Source organism: Streptomyces sp. NPDC050743, from assembly GCF_044456925.1.
In the GTDB taxonomy this organism is placed as follows: domain Bacteria; phylum Actinomycetota; class Actinomycetes; order Streptomycetales; family Streptomycetaceae; genus Streptomyces.
In genome coordinates, this window is the sequence record NZ_JBITGJ010000001.1 from 214,294 (window position 1) to 228,033 (window position 13,740).

The following is a 13,740-nucleotide window of genomic DNA, read 5'->3' on the forward strand; positions in this document are numbered from 1 at the left end:
CCGTTCGGTCGGCTCCGGTACGGCTTCCGACCAACGTAACCTGCGATGCCCTTCGGGTCCGCCTGAGAACGCGGTCCGTTCGGTGCTTCGGCGAGTGCGGGTGCGATGTGGTTGCTCGCGCGGTTCCCCGCGCCCCTTTCAGGGGCGCTGCGGCTCAGCTCTTCTTCTTGGCTTCCGCCCACGCGTGCTGGGCCGCCACGTCCGCCTTGACCTCCGCCAGCTGTACGGCGACCGCGCTCGGGGCCGTGCCGCCCCTGCCGTTGCGGGAGGCCAGGGCGCCCGGGACGTTGAGGACGGACCGGACCTCGGGGGTGAGGTGGGCGGAGATCTTCGCGAACTGTTCGTCCGTCAGGTCGTCCAGTTCCTTGCCCTCGGCCTCGGCTGCCTTGACGCACTCCCCGGCGACCTCATGGGCCACGCGGAACGGCACGCCCTGCTTGACCAGCCACTCGGCGATGTCGGTGGCGAGCGAGAAGCCGGCCGGGGCCAGTTCCTCCATGCGCTCGCGGTTGACCGTGAGGGTGGCGATCATGCCGGTGAAGGCGGGAAGCAGGACCTCCAGCTGGTCGCAGGAGTCGAAGACCGGCTCCTTGTCCTCCTGGAGGTCGCGGTTGTAGGCGAGGGGCAGGGCCTTGAGCGTCGCCATCAGACCCGTCAGGTTGCCGATCAGCCGGCCGCTCTTGCCGCGCGCCAGCTCCGCGATGTCCGGGTTCTTCTTCTGCGGCATGATCGACGAGCCCGTGGAGAACGCGTCGTGCAGGGTCACGAAGGAGAACTCCTTCGTGTTCCAGATGATGATCTCCTCCGCGATCCGGGACAGGTTCACGCCGATCATCGCGGTGATGAAGGCGAACTCCGCCACGAAGTCACGCGAGGCCGTGCCGTCGATGGAGTTGCCGACGCTGCCGTGCTCGAATCCGAGGTCCTGGGCGACCGCCTCCGGGTCCAGGCCGAGGCTGCTGCCCGCGAGGGCGCCCGAGCCGTACGGCGACACCGCCGTGCGCTCGTCCCACTGGCGCAGCCGCTCGGCGTCCCGGGACAGGGACTGCACGTGGGCGAGGACGTGGTGGGCGAAGAGCACCGGCTGGGCGTGCTGGAGGTGGGTGCGGCCGGGCATCGCGACGTCCGGGTGGGCCTCGGCGAGGCCGACCAGGGCGTCCTGGAGGTCGGCGATCAGGCCGCCGATGGTCCGTGCGTGGTCCCTCAGGTACATCCGGAAGAGGGTCGCCACCTGGTCGTTCCTCGACCGGCCGGCGCGCAGTTTGCCGCCGAGGTCGGGGCCGAGGCGCTCCAGCAGGCCGCGCTCCAGGGCGGTGTGGACGTCCTCGTCGGCGATCGTGCCCACGAAGGAGCCGTCGGCGACATCGGCCTCCAGCTGGTCGAGGCCGGCGATCATGCGCTGGAGCTCGTCCTCGGTGAGCAGGCCGGCCTTGTGCAGCACGCGCGCGTGGGCACGCGAACCGGCGATGTCGTAGGGCGCGAGCCGCCAGTCGAAGTGGACGGACGCGGACAGCTTCGCCAGGGCCTCGGCGGGGCCGTCGGCGAAACGGCCGCCCCAGAGCCGTACGTCACCGCTGTTGCTGCTCACTTGCGCTGCTCCTAGTGAAGTGGGTCGGTTACGCGAGGTGTACGTCAGGCTATGCCTGCAGATCGCGCCGGGCGGCGATCTTCGAGGACAGGCTGTAGATGTCGATGAAGCCCTTGGCCGCGGACTGGTCGAACGTGTCGCCCGTGTCGTACGTCGCCAGGTTGAAGTCGTACAGGGACTCGGCCGAGCGGCGGCCGGTGACGACCGCGCGGCCGCCGTGCAGGGTCATCCGGATGTCGCCGGTCACGTGCCGGCCGGCCTCGTCGACGAAGCCGTCCAGGGCGCGCTTGAGCGGGGAGAACCACTGGCCGTCGTAGACCAGTTCGCCCCAGCGCTGCTCGACCTGCCGCTTGTAGCGGGCGAGTTCGCGCTCGACGGTGACGTTCTCCAGCTCCTGGTGGGCGGTGATCAGGGCGATCGCGCCCGGAGCCTCGTACACCTCGCGGGACTTGATGCCGACGAGGCGGTCCTCGACCATGTCGATCCGGCCGACGCCCTGGGCGCCGGCGCGCTCGTTGAGCTGCTGGATCGCCTGCAGGACGGTGACGGGCTTGCCGTCGACGGCGACCGGGACGCCCGCTTCGAAGGTGATGATCACCTCGTCGGCCTCGCGGGGCTGTGCCGGGTCGGCGGTGTACTCGTAGATGTCCTCGATCGGGGCGTTCCAGATGTCCTCCAGGAAGCCCGTCTCGACGGCGCGCCCGAAGACGTTCTGGTCGATGGAGTACGGGGACTTCTTGGAGGTGGCGATCGGGAGCCGCTTGGCCTCGCAGAAGGCGATGGCCTTGTCCCGGGTCATGGCGTAGTCGCGGACCGGGGCGATGCACTTCAGGTCCGGGGCGAGGGCGACGATGCCGGCCTCGAAGCGGACCTGGTCGTTGCCCTTGCCGGTGCAGCCGTGGGCGACGGTCGTGGCGCCGTGCTTCCTGGCGGCGGCGACCAGGTGCTTGACGATCGCCGGCCGGGAGAGGGCCGAGACCAGCGGGTAACGGTCCATGTAGAGGGCGTTGGCCTTGATCGCCGGGAGGCAGTACTCCTCGGCGAACTCGTCCTTGGCGTCGGCCACTTCGGCCTCCACGGCACCGCAGGCGAGGGCGCGCTTGCGGATGACGTCCAGGTCCTCGCCGCCCTGGCCGACGTCCACCGCGACGGCGATGACCTCGGCGCCCGTCTCCTCGGCGATCCAGCCGATGGCGACGGAGGTGTCCAGACCGCCCGAATAGGCGAGTACGACGCGCTCGGTCACGGGTTTCTCCTCACACTGCACGTGCTGTCATGCATGAGTATGCAGAGCTCTGCATGATTCGTCAATGTGTGGGGTGCTTGAACATGTGGAATCGCTTTCTCGTACTTCCCGCCGAGCGCAGGCGCCGCGTTCGTCCGACGACGACACTCCTGACCCAAGTGAGGCATCCGCGTGTCCAGGGCTCTTCCGAAGTACGACAAGCGTCGCGTGGCGGTCATCGGGGGCGCCGCCGCCGTGGCGCTGTCCGGCGCGGTGATCGCCGGCTCGGCCCTCGCGGGCACCCCCGCCAAGAGCGGCGGGGCGGCGCAGGCCCGAACCCTCGCGAGCCCCGGCACCATCTCCTGCCCGGACGTCGCCGCCAGGCTCCCGGCCGTCCCCGCCTCCGCCCAGGCCGAGGTCGACCGCGACCTCGCCCTCCTCAAGACCCAGATCCAGGAAGCCGACAAGCGTTTGCACACCACCGCGGGCCAAGGCGGACCCGACTTCGTGGACAACGCCATCCTCGGACCCCTCAGGGACAAGCGGGCCTCCACCATCGACCGCATCGCCATCGCCATCGGCCGCACCACCACCAAGCCCACCGGGCTGGACTCCCTGGCCGCCTGCACGCTCACGAAGTGAGGTAGCGGGCAGCGTGGCCGCCCCGACTAGCGCCGGCCGGGGCGGCCACGACGGGTCCGGGCGCGTGCGTCCGCAAGCGGGGGTGCGGACGGGGCTTCGGTGAAATCCTTAGACAGGCGAAGGAACTGCGCCGATAATCCTTAGATATGGGAAAGACCTATGAGCGCATCGACGGCAGGCTCCGGACGTTCATCGAGGAGCAACCCCTCTTCTTCACCGCCACCGCCCCGCTGTCCGGCGACGGCACGGTCAACCTCTCCCCCAAGGGCCTCAAGGGCTCCTTCGCCGTGCTCGACGAACTGACCGTGGCCTACCTGGACTTCGCCGGGTCCAACGCCGAGACCATCGCGCACCTCAGGGAGAACGGCCGGATCACCCTGATGTGGTGCGCCTTCCAGGGCCCGCCGAACATCGTGCGCGTGCACGGCCGTGGCGAGCCGGTCTTCCGGGACGACCCGCGCTTCAAGGAGCTCCTGGGCCATTTCCCGGACATCGACCCGAGCGCGCACGGGCTGCGCGCGGTCATCGTCGTGCACGCCGAACTGGTCCGCGACACCTGCGGGTACGCCGTCCCCTACATGGCCTACGAGAGCGACCGCGACCTGCACGGGAGGCGTTTCGCGCGGGAGGACGACGTCTCGCTGAACGCGTACTTCGAGAAGAAGGAGCACGTCGCGACGAGCCTGGACGGACTCCCCGGGCTGCCGTTGCCGCTTCCGCCGTCTAGCGTCTGAGCCATGCGTCCCGGTGTCGTGCTCGCCCTGGTGTCGGCCTCCTCGCTCACCATGCTCGGTTTCACGCCGGGTCCCGAGTCCGGCCCGCTGCCCGCACGCATGGCGGACACCGGTGGAGGAAGCCAGCTGCTCATCGCCCAGGCACCGGACGCCGGCTCGACATCGGGGACGGTCACCTGGTGGGACCTGCGGGGCGGGCGGTGGGTGCAGGCCGGTTCGGCACCGGCGCGCTTCGGGGCGAACGGGCTGGCGGAGGGCACCTCGCGGAAGCAGGGGACGAACACGACACCGACCGGCTTGTACGACCTTCCCTTCGGCTTCGGGATCGAGGCCGCGCCGGGCGGGACGAGCGTGGAGTACCGGGCGGTGAAGGAGAGTTCCTGGTGGTGCCAGGACAACGACTCGGCGGCGTACAACCGTTGGGTGGATCCGCTGCCCGCCGACTGCCGCGCGTCCGAGTCCGAGCACTTGATCACCTACAGCACCCAGTACGCGTACGGGCTCGTCATCGGCTTCAACTACGACCGGCCGGTGCGGGGACGCGGAGCCGGGATCTTCCTCCATGTGAAGGGGCAGGCGGCGACGGCTGGATGCGTGTCGGTGCCTCAGGACGCGATGCGGCGGATCCTCCGGTGGGCGAAGCCGGACCAGAAGCCGCACATGGCCATCGGGACGGCGGACGGCGCCACGGCCGTCACCCGGTACTGAAGGGCTCAGCTCGCCGGCAGCCGCACCGTGAACGTCGTGGAGCCCGGGGTGCTCTCCAGCCCCACGCTCCCCCCATGCGCCTCCACCACCGCCGCCACGATCGACAGGCCGAGGCCCGCGCCGGAGCCGGAGGTGCCGGTGGGGCGGCGGTGTTCGGCTCGGGTGAAGCGTTCGAAGACGCCGGGCTGGACCTCCTCGGGCACGCCGGGGCCGTCGTCGTGGACGGAGAGGAGGGCCGCGTCGGTGCCGGCCTCCAGGGTGACCGTCACCTTGGTGTCAACGGGTGTGTGCAAACGCGCGTTGGCCAACAGGTTGGCCAACACCTGTTGCAGGCGGTGGGCGTCGCCCGGGACCGTCACCGGGTCCTCGGGCAGGTCCATGCTCCAGCGGTGGTCGGGACCGGTGGCGCGGGCGTCGGTGACCGCGTCCAGGACCAGGTGGGTGAGGTCCACCGGCACGCGCTCCAGCGGGCGGCCCGCGTCCAGCCGGGCCAGCAGCAGCAGGTCGTCCACCATCTCGCCCATGCGGGCGGACTCGGCCGTGATGCGCTGCAGGGCGCGGGTGACCTCCGGCGGTACCGGGCCGGGGTGCAGCAGGGCCAGCTCGGCGTGGCCGCGGACCGAGGCGACCGGGGTGCGCAGCTCGTGGCTGGCGTCGGCGGCGAAGCGGCGCAGCCGCTCCTCGCTCGCGTGCCGTTTGGTCAGCGCGTCCTCGACATGGCCGAGCATGCGGTTGAAGGCCGCGGCGACCCGGCCGACCTCGGTGCCCGGGTCGGCGTCCGGGGCGCGCGGCGGCAGCGCGACCTCACCGCTGGCCAGCGGCAGTTCGCTGACCCGGGTGGCGGTGGCGGCGACCCGGCTGAGGGGGCGCAGCGACCAGCGGACCCAGAGGGCGCCGGCCACGCCGGTCACCACCAGGGCCAGCCCGAAGACGATCGCTGCGACCGCCTCCAGCCGGCGGACGGTGGCCTCGACCGGTTCCAGCGGCAGGCCGACGATCAGCACGTCCCCGTCCCGGCCGGCGGTGGCGACGACCCGGTAGTCGTGCAGGGCCGACAGCTCGACGGTGTGGGGCCTGCCGTCGGCCGGTGTCCGGGCCAGCCGGGCGGCGTCCTGCGCGGTCAGGCCGACGGTCAGGTCGGCCGCCGGGTCGCCGGAGCGGATGAGGCCCTTGTTGGTGACCGTGCCGTTCAGCAGACGGGCGCCGAAGGTGCCGGTGGCCATCCGGCGGGTGTCGCCGTGCTCGTCCCCATCGTGGTCGTCGGACAGCTTGCCGTTGTGTTCGAGGCTCTCCGGGAACCGGGTGCCGACCTGGGCGAGCTGCTCGTCCAGGCGCTGGGTGAGGAAGCCGTTCAGCTCGACGACCGCGGCCAGGCCCACGGCCGCGCAGCTCACCGCCAGCAGCACCACCAGACCGAAGGTGAGCCGGGCGCGCAGGGTGCGGGGCCGGGGCAGCCGGGCCAGGGCACCGCGCAGACCGAGGCGGCTCACTTGGTCACCGGTTTCAGGACGTAGCCCGCCCCGCGCACCGTGTGGATCATGGGCTCGCGGCCCGCGTCGACCTTCTTGCGCAGGTAGGAGATGTACAGCTCGACCACATGGGCCCGGCCGCCGAAGTCGTAGGACCAGACGCGGTCGAGGATCTGCGCCTTGCTGAGCACGCGGCGCGGGTTGCGCATGAGGAAGCGCAGGAGCTCGAACTCGGTGGGTGAGAGCTCGACCAGTTCGCCGGCCCGGGTGACCTCGCGGGCCTCCTCGTCCATCACCAGATCGCCCACGACCAGCCGGGGCCCCTCCTCCTGCTGCCGGGCCATGCCCGCCCGGCGCAGCAGGCCGCGCAGCCGGGCCACGACCTCCTCCAGGCTGAAGGGCTTGGTGACATAGTCGTCGCCGCCGGCCGTGATGCCCGCGATCCGGTCCTCGACCGCGTCCCGTGCCGTGAGGAAGAGCACACAGACGTCCGGCTTCACCTCGTGCAGCCGGCGCAGCACGGCGAAGCCGTCGGTGTCCGGGAGCATCACGTCCAGGACGACGGCGTCGGGCAGCAGCTCGCGCGCGGTGCTGAGCGCCGAGGCGCCGTCCCCGGCGGCACGCACCTCCCAGCCCTCGTAGCGCAGGGCGCCGGTGAGCACCTCCGCGAGGTCGGGGTCGTCGTCGACGACGAGGACGCGCAGCGGGGCGCCGTCGGGTCGGGTGAGGGCCGGGCGGCCGGAACGGGTGGTGTTCATCGCGCCATCCAGCATCACCCATGCGGAGGAATGCGAGACACCTCCTCCGCTCTGAGTTTTCTCTGAGAGCCCTCAGGCCCCCTGAACGCAGTCTGAGAACAGCTTCTGAGTCTGCTCTCAAAGCGCCTGGTCACAGGGTTGCTCAGAGGTGTCTCAGAGCATTCCGCCGCACAGTGGCCCGTACGGCGGACGAAGGGACGGCGACTGATGACCACCGTGGATGTGCGGCGGGCGGCACCGCCCGTGACCGCACGACGCTCCCCCGCGGGGCCCGTGCTGGCCGCGCTGTGGGCCGGGGCGGCGGCCGTGGTCGCGCTCTGGTGGGCGGACACCGGGTCCGTGGTCGGTTCGGCCGGGTGGCTGACCGGCGCCGGGCGGATCGCCGGGCTGCTGTGCGGGTACGCCTGCGCGGTGCTGGTCGGTCTGATGGCGCGGGTGCCGCTGCTGGAGAGGCGGATCGGCTCGGACCGGGTGGCGCGCTGGCACGCGATGGCCGGCCGGTACACGGTCTGTCTGCTGGTCGCGCACATCGTGCTGATCCTCGCCGGGTACGCCGCCCAGGACCGGGCCTCGCTCTGGCACGAGGCGGTGACCGTCGTCCTGGACTATCCGGACATGCTCAAGGCCACCGCCGGCACGGTGATCCTCTTCGCGGTCGGCATCACCTCGGCCCGGGCCGTGCGCCGCCGCACCAGCCACGAGTTCTGGTACTACGTCCACCTGCTGACGTACGCGGCCGTGTTCCTGGCCTTCTTCCACCAGCTGACGCTGGGCAACGAGTTCAACGGCAAGCCGGTGGCGACCGCCGTCTGGTACGCGCTGTACCTGGGCGTGGCCGCCCTGGTGCTGTGGTTCCGGATCCTCGCCCCCGTCCGCCTCAACCGGCGCCACCAACTGCGTGTGGACTCGGTTCACCTGGAGGCACCGGGTGTGTACTCGGTCGTCGTGCGCGGGCGGCACCTGGACGAGCTGGGTGCGCGCCCGGGGCAGTTCTTCCGCTGGCGGTTCCTCGGCGAGGGCCTGCGCTGGACGTCGACGCCGTACTCCCTGTCGGCGCCGCCGCGCCCGGATCTGATGCGCATCACGGTCAAGGCGCTCGGCGACCACAGCGCGGCCGTCGCCCTGCTGCGGCCAGGCACCCGGGTGTGGGCGGAGGGCCCGTACGGCTCGCTGACCGCCGACCGGGCCACCAGCCACCGCTCCCTGCTGATCGCGGCCGGCGTCGGCGTCACCCCGCTGCGCGCCCTGTTCGAGACGCTGCCCGGCGAGGTCACCCTGCTGTACCGGGCGCGCCGCGCCGAGGACCTGGCGCTCGGCGCCGAGCTGGAGGCGATCGCCCGGTGGCGCGGCGCCCAGGTGCTGTACGCGCTGAACGGCCCCCGGGGCGAGCGCCCGGCCATCACGGCGCAGTCGCTGCGCGCGACCTTCCCCGGTCTCGCGGGCCACGACGTCTACATCTGCGGGCCGCACGGCTTCGCGCAGGACGTGTACGAGGCGCTGCGGGCGGCCGGGGTGCCGGACCGCCGTATCCACCACGAGTCGTTCGAACTGTGAGAGCTGTGAGAGCTGTGAGGCTGACCACGTGCATGCCCTGAAGAAGAACCGCCCGCTCCGCCGGATCGTGCTGGCCAGTGCCGCCACCGTCTCCGGGATGGTGCTGCTGCTGTCGCTCAAGCCGCACACGGGCCCCACGCTGGCCACGGCCGACACCAAGTCGCCGTCCGTCTCGAGCAGTTCGGCCCCGTCGAGCGGATCGAGCGGATCGTCGGACGGATCGAGCGGCTCCTCCGGCGGCTCCGCCTCGGGTTCGAAGGTCAGCAAGACCGTCACCGGAGACACCGTCCAGACCCGCTGGGGCCCGGTCCAGGTGCGGGTGACGATCAAGAGCGGCAAGCTCACCGAGGTGACGGCGGTGCAGTACCCGCAGGACAACCCGCGCGACCAGGAGATCAACAGCTACGCCCTGCCCCAGCTGCGGCGTGAGGCGCTGGCCGCGCAGAGCGCGGACATCGACATGGTGTCGGGCGCCACCTACACCAGCACCGGCTACAAGCAGTCCCTGCAGTCCGCGCTGGACTCGGCGGGACTGTGAGGCGGCGCCGCTGAACACTCGGCGCACCCGGCACGTATCTGTGGGCCAAGGGTCAAGTCCCCACGGAGGAACCGTGACCACCACGCTCGCAGGCGGACGTGCCGCCCGCCGACAGACGATGCGCCGCATCCGCCCGCGCCGCTCCCCGGCCGTACCGCTGCTGCTCGCCGTCTGGGCGGGCGCGGCGGCCGTGCTGTGGCTCTGGTGGCACAACACACCGTCCATCGCCGACGACACCGGCCGGATCCTCAACGCCGGCCGTATCACGGGCCTCTTGGCCGGCTATCTGATGGCGCTGGTCGTGCTACAGATGGCGCGCGTGCCGGCGCTGGAACGGCGGGTCGGCTCGGACCGGGTGGCCCGCTGGCACGCGATGAGCGGCCGCTACACGCTCTGCCTGATCGTGGCGCACGTCTTCCTCACCATGTGGGGGTACGCGCGCCAGGCGGGCAAGTCGCTCGGCGACATCGTCCAGCAGACCGTCGACTCCATCAACCAGCTTCCCGATGTGGGCAAGGCGGCCATCGGCACGGGCCTGTTCGTGCTGATCGGGCTGACGTCGATCGGCGGGATCCGCCGCCGGATGCCGTACGACACCTGGTACCACGTCCACCTGATGACGTACGCGGCGGTGTTCCTGACGTTCTGGCACCAGATCACCACCGGCAACGACTTCGCGGTCGAGCCCATGGCGAAGACCTTCTGGTACGTCCTGTACGGCGCGGTGACCGCGCTCGTGATCTGGTACCGGATCCTCACCCCGATCCGGCTGAACCTCAAGCACCGGATGCGCGTGGAGGCGGTCATCGAGGAGACGCCGGGCATCGTGTCGGTGCTCATCGGCGGGCGCAAGCTGCACCGGATGGGTGCGGAGGCGGGCCAGTTCTTCCGCTGGCGGTTCCTCGCGCCGGGGATGCGCTTCAGCTCGCATCCGTACTCCCTGTCGGCGGCGCCCCGCCCGGACATGCTGCGGATCACGGTGAAGGCGATCGGCGACCACAGCGCCCGGCTGCGCGAGCTGACGCCCGGCACCCGGGTGTGGGCGGAGGGCCCGTACGGCGCGATGACCGCGCAGCGCCGCAGCCGGGGCAAGGTGCTGCTGGTCGCGGGCGGCGTCGGCATCACCCCGATGCGGGCGCTGTTCGAGACGCTGCCGGGGGCGGCCGGTGACATCACCCTGCTCTACCGGGCCAACAGCACTCAGGACCTGGCGCTGTGGGACGAGCTGGCGAAGATCGCCGACGAGCGGGGCGCCCGGCTGATGTACGCGGTGAACAGCCCCGACGGGGAGCGGCCGGACATCTCCGCGGAGAACCTCCAGCGGAAGATCCCGGACATCGACCGGCACGACGTGTTCATGTGCGGCCCGACCGGGTTCGCTCAGTCGGTGTACGAGGCACTGCGCGGCGCGGGGGTCCCCGCCCGCCGCATCCATCACGAGTCGTTCGAGATGTGAGCGGGAGCTACGGACAGATGAGGAAGAGCCACCCCATTCGGCGGGTCGTGCTGGCCACCGCCGCCACCGTGTCCGGTGTCGTGCTGCTGCTGTCGCTGAAGCCGGCGTCCGATCCGGCCGCGGCCTCGGCGGCGGGCCCGGCCCCGCAGCAGACGGCCGCGGGACAGGAGTCCCCGCAGGGCGGTGCCCAGGCTTCCGCCGGCTCCGGCACGGTGACCGGCGACGCCACGCAGACGCAGTACGGGACCGTGCAGGTGCGGCTGACCGTCGCGGGCGGGAAGATCACCAAGGCCGAGGCGGTGCAGGCGCCCAAGGGCGGACTCAGCGACCAGAAGACGGCGCTGGCCGTCCCCAAGCTCAACCAGGAGGCCGTCGCCGCGCAGAGCGCGCGGATCGACGCGGTGTCCGGGGCGACGTACACGAGCGACGGCTACAAGAAGTCGCTGCAGTCGGCGCTGGACAGGATGAAGACGTCCGCCGGGTCCTCGACGGGTGCCCCGGCCGGCTCCCCCGGTTCCGGAGCCTCCGGCTCCTCCGGTGCGGCACAGGCCCGCACGGTCACCGGCAAGGTCGCGCAGACGCAGTACGGCCCGGTCCAGGTGCGGATCACGGTCAGCGGTGGCAAGATCACCAAGGCCGAGGCCGTGCAGGCACCCAAGGGCGGACTCAGCGACCAGAAGACGGCGCTGGCCGTCCCCAGGCTCAACCAGGAGGCCGTCACGGCCGGGAACGCGAACATCGACGCCGTCTCCGGCGCCACCTACACCAGCACCGGCTACAAGCAGTCGCTGCAGTCGGCGCTGGACCAGGCCGGTGGCTGACCCGGTGACCGAGTCGTCCGATACTCCCGCCGCGGTGCGTCATGCGGAGGAGGTCATGGGGACCGTCTTCTCCTTCGACGTCCGCGGCGGGGAACCCGGTGCCGTGCGCGAGGCGCTGGCCGAAGCCGTCGCCGGTCTGCACCGTGCGGACGCGGCGTTCAGCACCTACCGCGAGGACAGCGAGGTCTCGCGGCTGGCCCGCGGCGAGCTGACCGTGGCGGAGTGCGCGCCGGAGATGGCCGAGGTGCTGGACCTCGCGGCCGAGGCGGAAGGGGTGAGCGAGGGCTGGTTCAGCACCCGCTACCAGGGCTCGCTCGATCCCACCGGCATCGTCAAGGGCTGGGCCGCCGAGCGGGCCGCGCGGCTGCTGGCGGGGGTGGCCGGGGTGCGCGGGGTGAGCGTCAACGGCGGCGGGGACGTCCAGCTCCTCGGCACGCCGGAGCCTGGGCGGCCGTGGCGCGTGGGGGTGGCGGATCCGCTCCGGCCGGGTGGTCTGGCGGCGGTGATCTCGACGGCGGGCGTGGCCGAACTGTCGGTGGCGACCTCGGGTACGGCCGAGCGGGGCGCGCACATCGTGGATCCGCGGACCGGGAAGTCCGCGGTGTCGGACCTGGTGGCCGTGACGGTGATCGGTCCCCGGCTGACCTGGGTCGACTGCTGGGCCACGGCGGCCTTCGCGATGGGGTCCCGGGCGGGCCTGGCGTGGCTGGAGTCGCTACCGGACGTGGAGGGGCTGCTGATCACCGCCGGCGACGAGGTGCGGTGCACCGGGGGGCTGGCGGCGCGGCTGGGCTGACCACCGGGGTAAGGCCCGTTCGCCGTATCAGGCGGCCACCGTTCCCTCCTTGGGTTGCACGACGTGCCCCTTCACCAGGTGGGCCGTGGCGAGGACGGTGCCGCCGGGTGTCGTCAGCCGGGCACCGGAGAGGGTCGACAGGTTGCCGGGAGCGCCCACGCCCCACTCGCCGCGTCCGCCGGTCAGGAGGAAGTTGCCGACCCGTACGGTCGTGCCGTCGGAGTGCTCCAGCACACAGGTGACCTTGCCGGTGTACGCGCCGCGGGACCCGGCGGACTCGACGGACACGAAGATCCAGCCGGGCGTCTCGGGGTGGACGTAGACCTCGCCGACCTTGCCGCCGGTCGTGGCCGAGGTCATGTCGCCGAGCAGCACGGGCTCGGACTCGGTGGCGGGCGCGGTCGAGGCGACGACCTCCTCGATGGCGGTGCCGATCCCCCAGCCGGCGAAGCCGACGGTGACGGTGAGCGCGGTGGCGACGGCCGCCAGCCGCAGCCGGGCGCGCCGGGCACGCCCGCGCAGGTTCCGGGGCGCCCGGCCGGAGGCGCCCGCGGGAGCCTCGGGCCCCGAAGCCTGTTCGGCCAGCCTGCGCGCCACCCGGGTCTCGAACCCGGCCGGGGGCTCGGCGTCCGGCAGCAGGCCGATCAGCCGGTCGCCGACCAGGGTGAGCCGGCGGACGTACTCCCGGCAGTCCGCGCACCGGTCCAGATGGGCGACCGCCTCGGCGCGTTCCCGGCCCGGCAGCACGCCCAGCGCGAGCTCGGCGCCGATCTCGCGCAGCTTGGCGCAGTTCGCGTCACTCGACATGGTCGCCTCGCTTCGAAGGCGCGAGCGTGGTGCGCAGTTTCTCCATGGCGGCCCTGATCCGTGTCTTGGCGGTGCCCAGCGGGATGCGCTCCGCCTCGGCGATCTGCTGGGCCGTCATCCCGTAGATGCCCGCCATCACCAGGGCCCTTGCCTGTTCCCGGGGCAACCGCCCCACGGCGGCCCGCAGCTGGGAGGAGGCCTCGTCGGCCAGCGCCCACTGCTCGGGGGTCTCGGTGACGACGCCGATGACGGAGTCGAGGTCCTCGGGCGCCATCGGCTCGGTCCGCCGGGCCCGGACGGCGTCGACGGCGAGGTTGTGCGCGATGGTCGTCAGCCAGGTGGCGACCGAGCCGCGGCGCGAGTCGTAGATCTGGGCGTGCCGCCACGCGCGCTCGAACGTCGACTGAGCGACGTCCTCGGCGAGTTGCACATCACCGGTGACGGCCATGGCGACCCCGAACACCCGGCGCTGGAACCTGCGCACGAAGATCACCGCGAGTTCCGGATCACCGGTGGCCAGCCCGGCCAGCAGGGCTTCGTCCGGGAGGCGGTCCACGCGGAACCGGAAACCCGACACACCCCCGTATACGGCCGACGGCCGCCAGGGGATTGCCCGCCCACCTGCCCGCCCGCCGCGGAAGATC

Annotated in this window: 14 protein-coding genes; 8 read left to right on the plus strand and 6 right to left on the minus strand. The window is 72.0% G+C overall.

Going from position 1 to position 13,740, the window contains the following annotated elements; genetic code table 11:
• Positions 1–154 precede the first annotated feature (154 nt).
• Both argH and ACIBJF_RS01010 read right to left on the minus strand, forming a co-directional pair.
• Complete coding sequence (gene argH / locus ACIBJF_RS01005; RefSeq protein ID WP_399171514.1) at positions 155–1,588, minus strand: argininosuccinate lyase; 1,434 nt, start codon at positions 1,586–1,588, stop codon at positions 155–157.
• A 49-nt stretch (positions 1,589–1,637) separates the two neighbouring features.
• Positions 1,638–2,834: an argininosuccinate synthase gene (locus tag ACIBJF_RS01010; protein ID WP_399171516.1), complete on the minus strand. Its 1,197-nt coding sequence runs from the start codon at positions 2,832–2,834 to the stop codon at positions 1,638–1,640.
• A gap of 171 nt (positions 2,835–3,005) precedes the next feature.
• Between ACIBJF_RS01010 and ACIBJF_RS01015 the strand changes: the two genes are divergently transcribed.
• From ACIBJF_RS01015 to ACIBJF_RS01025, 3 genes are all read left to right on the plus strand, one after another.
• Entirely contained in the window at positions 3,006–3,455 is a 450-nt protein-coding gene (locus ACIBJF_RS01015) for a hypothetical protein (protein ID WP_399171517.1), read from the plus strand.
• Positions 3,456–3,601: 146 nt separating this feature from the next.
• Positions 3,602–4,189: a pyridoxamine 5'-phosphate oxidase family protein gene (locus ACIBJF_RS01020; RefSeq protein ID WP_399171518.1), complete on the plus strand. Its 588-nt coding sequence runs from the start codon at positions 3,602–3,604 to the stop codon at positions 4,187–4,189.
• Positions 4,190–4,192: 3 nt separating this feature from the next.
• On the plus strand, positions 4,193–4,897 hold the full coding sequence (locus tag ACIBJF_RS01025; protein WP_399171519.1) for a L,D-transpeptidase: 705 nt from the start codon (positions 4,193–4,195) through the stop codon (positions 4,895–4,897).
• Between the two features lie 5 nt (positions 4,898–4,902).
• On the opposite strand, the gene ACIBJF_RS01030 is transcribed toward ACIBJF_RS01025, so the two are convergent.
• Together ACIBJF_RS01030 and ACIBJF_RS01035 are read right to left on the minus strand one after the other, a co-directional pair.
• Positions 4,903–6,387, minus strand: a complete 1,485-nt coding sequence (locus tag ACIBJF_RS01030) for a sensor histidine kinase (protein ID WP_399171520.1) — start codon at positions 6,385–6,387, stop codon at positions 4,903–4,905.
• Entirely contained in the window at positions 6,384–7,124 is a 741-nt protein-coding gene (locus ACIBJF_RS01035; RefSeq protein ID WP_399171521.1) for a response regulator transcription factor, read from the minus strand. Before ACIBJF_RS01035 ends, ACIBJF_RS01030 begins: the two co-directional genes overlap by 4 nt.
• A gap of 207 nt (positions 7,125–7,331) precedes the next feature.
• On the opposite strand from ACIBJF_RS01035, the gene ACIBJF_RS01040 reads away from it, so the two are divergent.
• The 5 genes from ACIBJF_RS01040 (at position 7,332) to ACIBJF_RS01060 (ending at position 12,289) form a co-directional block, all read left to right on the plus strand.
• Entirely contained in the window at positions 7,332–8,678 is a 1,347-nt protein-coding gene (locus tag ACIBJF_RS01040; protein ID WP_399171522.1) for a ferric reductase-like transmembrane domain-containing protein, read from the plus strand.
• 28 nt (positions 8,679–8,706) lie between these two features.
• Positions 8,707–9,216, plus strand: coding sequence for an FMN-binding protein (locus ACIBJF_RS01045; protein ID WP_399171523.1), 510 nt, complete (start codon positions 8,707–8,709; stop codon positions 9,214–9,216).
• A gap of 73 nt (positions 9,217–9,289) precedes the next feature.
• Positions 9,290–10,672 carry a ferric reductase-like transmembrane domain-containing protein gene (locus tag ACIBJF_RS01050; protein ID WP_399171524.1) on the plus strand — a complete coding sequence of 461 codons (1,383 nt, stop codon included), beginning with the start codon at positions 9,290–9,292 and terminating at the stop codon, positions 10,670–10,672.
• Between the two features lie 17 nt (positions 10,673–10,689).
• Entirely contained in the window at positions 10,690–11,493 is an 804-nt protein-coding gene (locus tag ACIBJF_RS01055) for an FMN-binding protein (protein WP_399171525.1), read from the plus strand.
• A 55-nt stretch (positions 11,494–11,548) separates the two neighbouring features.
• Complete coding sequence (locus tag ACIBJF_RS01060; RefSeq protein ID WP_399171526.1) at positions 11,549–12,289, plus strand: FAD:protein FMN transferase; 741 nt, start codon at positions 11,549–11,551, stop codon at positions 12,287–12,289.
• 27 nt (positions 12,290–12,316) lie between these two features.
• Here the strand turns inward: ACIBJF_RS01060 and ACIBJF_RS01065 are convergent, their stop codons facing one another.
• Together ACIBJF_RS01065 and ACIBJF_RS01070 are read right to left on the minus strand one after the other, a co-directional pair.
• A complete protein-coding gene (locus tag ACIBJF_RS01065) occupies positions 12,317–13,096 on the minus strand; it encodes a hypothetical protein (RefSeq protein WP_399171527.1) in 780 nt (259 codons plus the stop codon).
• Entirely contained in the window at positions 13,086–13,673 is a 588-nt protein-coding gene (locus ACIBJF_RS01070; protein WP_399171529.1) for an RNA polymerase sigma factor, read from the minus strand. Before ACIBJF_RS01070 ends, ACIBJF_RS01065 begins: the two co-directional genes overlap by 11 nt.
• Positions 13,674–13,740 lie beyond the last annotated feature (67 nt).

Coding starts and splice junctions, on each gene's coding strand:
- ACIBJF_RS01020 (WP_399171518.1), top strand. CDS start 3,602: ATGGGAAAGACCTATGAGCGCATCGACGGCAGGCTCCGGACGTTCATC.
- ACIBJF_RS01025 (WP_399171519.1), top strand. CDS start 4,193: ATGCGTCCCGGTGTCGTGCTCGCCCTGGTGTCGGCCTCCTCGCTCACC.
- ACIBJF_RS01035 (WP_399171521.1), bottom strand. CDS start 7,124: ATGAACACCACCCGTTCCGGCCGCCCGGCCCTCACCCGACCCGACGGC.
- ACIBJF_RS01040 (WP_399171522.1), top strand. CDS start 7,332: ATGACCACCGTGGATGTGCGGCGGGCGGCACCGCCCGTGACCGCACGA.
- ACIBJF_RS01055 (WP_399171525.1), top strand. CDS start 10,690: ATGAGGAAGAGCCACCCCATTCGGCGGGTCGTGCTGGCCACCGCCGCC.
- ACIBJF_RS01060 (WP_399171526.1), top strand. CDS start 11,549: ATGGGGACCGTCTTCTCCTTCGACGTCCGCGGCGGGGAACCCGGTGCC.
- ACIBJF_RS01065 (WP_399171527.1), bottom strand. CDS start 13,096: ATGTCGAGTGACGCGAACTGCGCCAAGCTGCGCGAGATCGGCGCCGAG.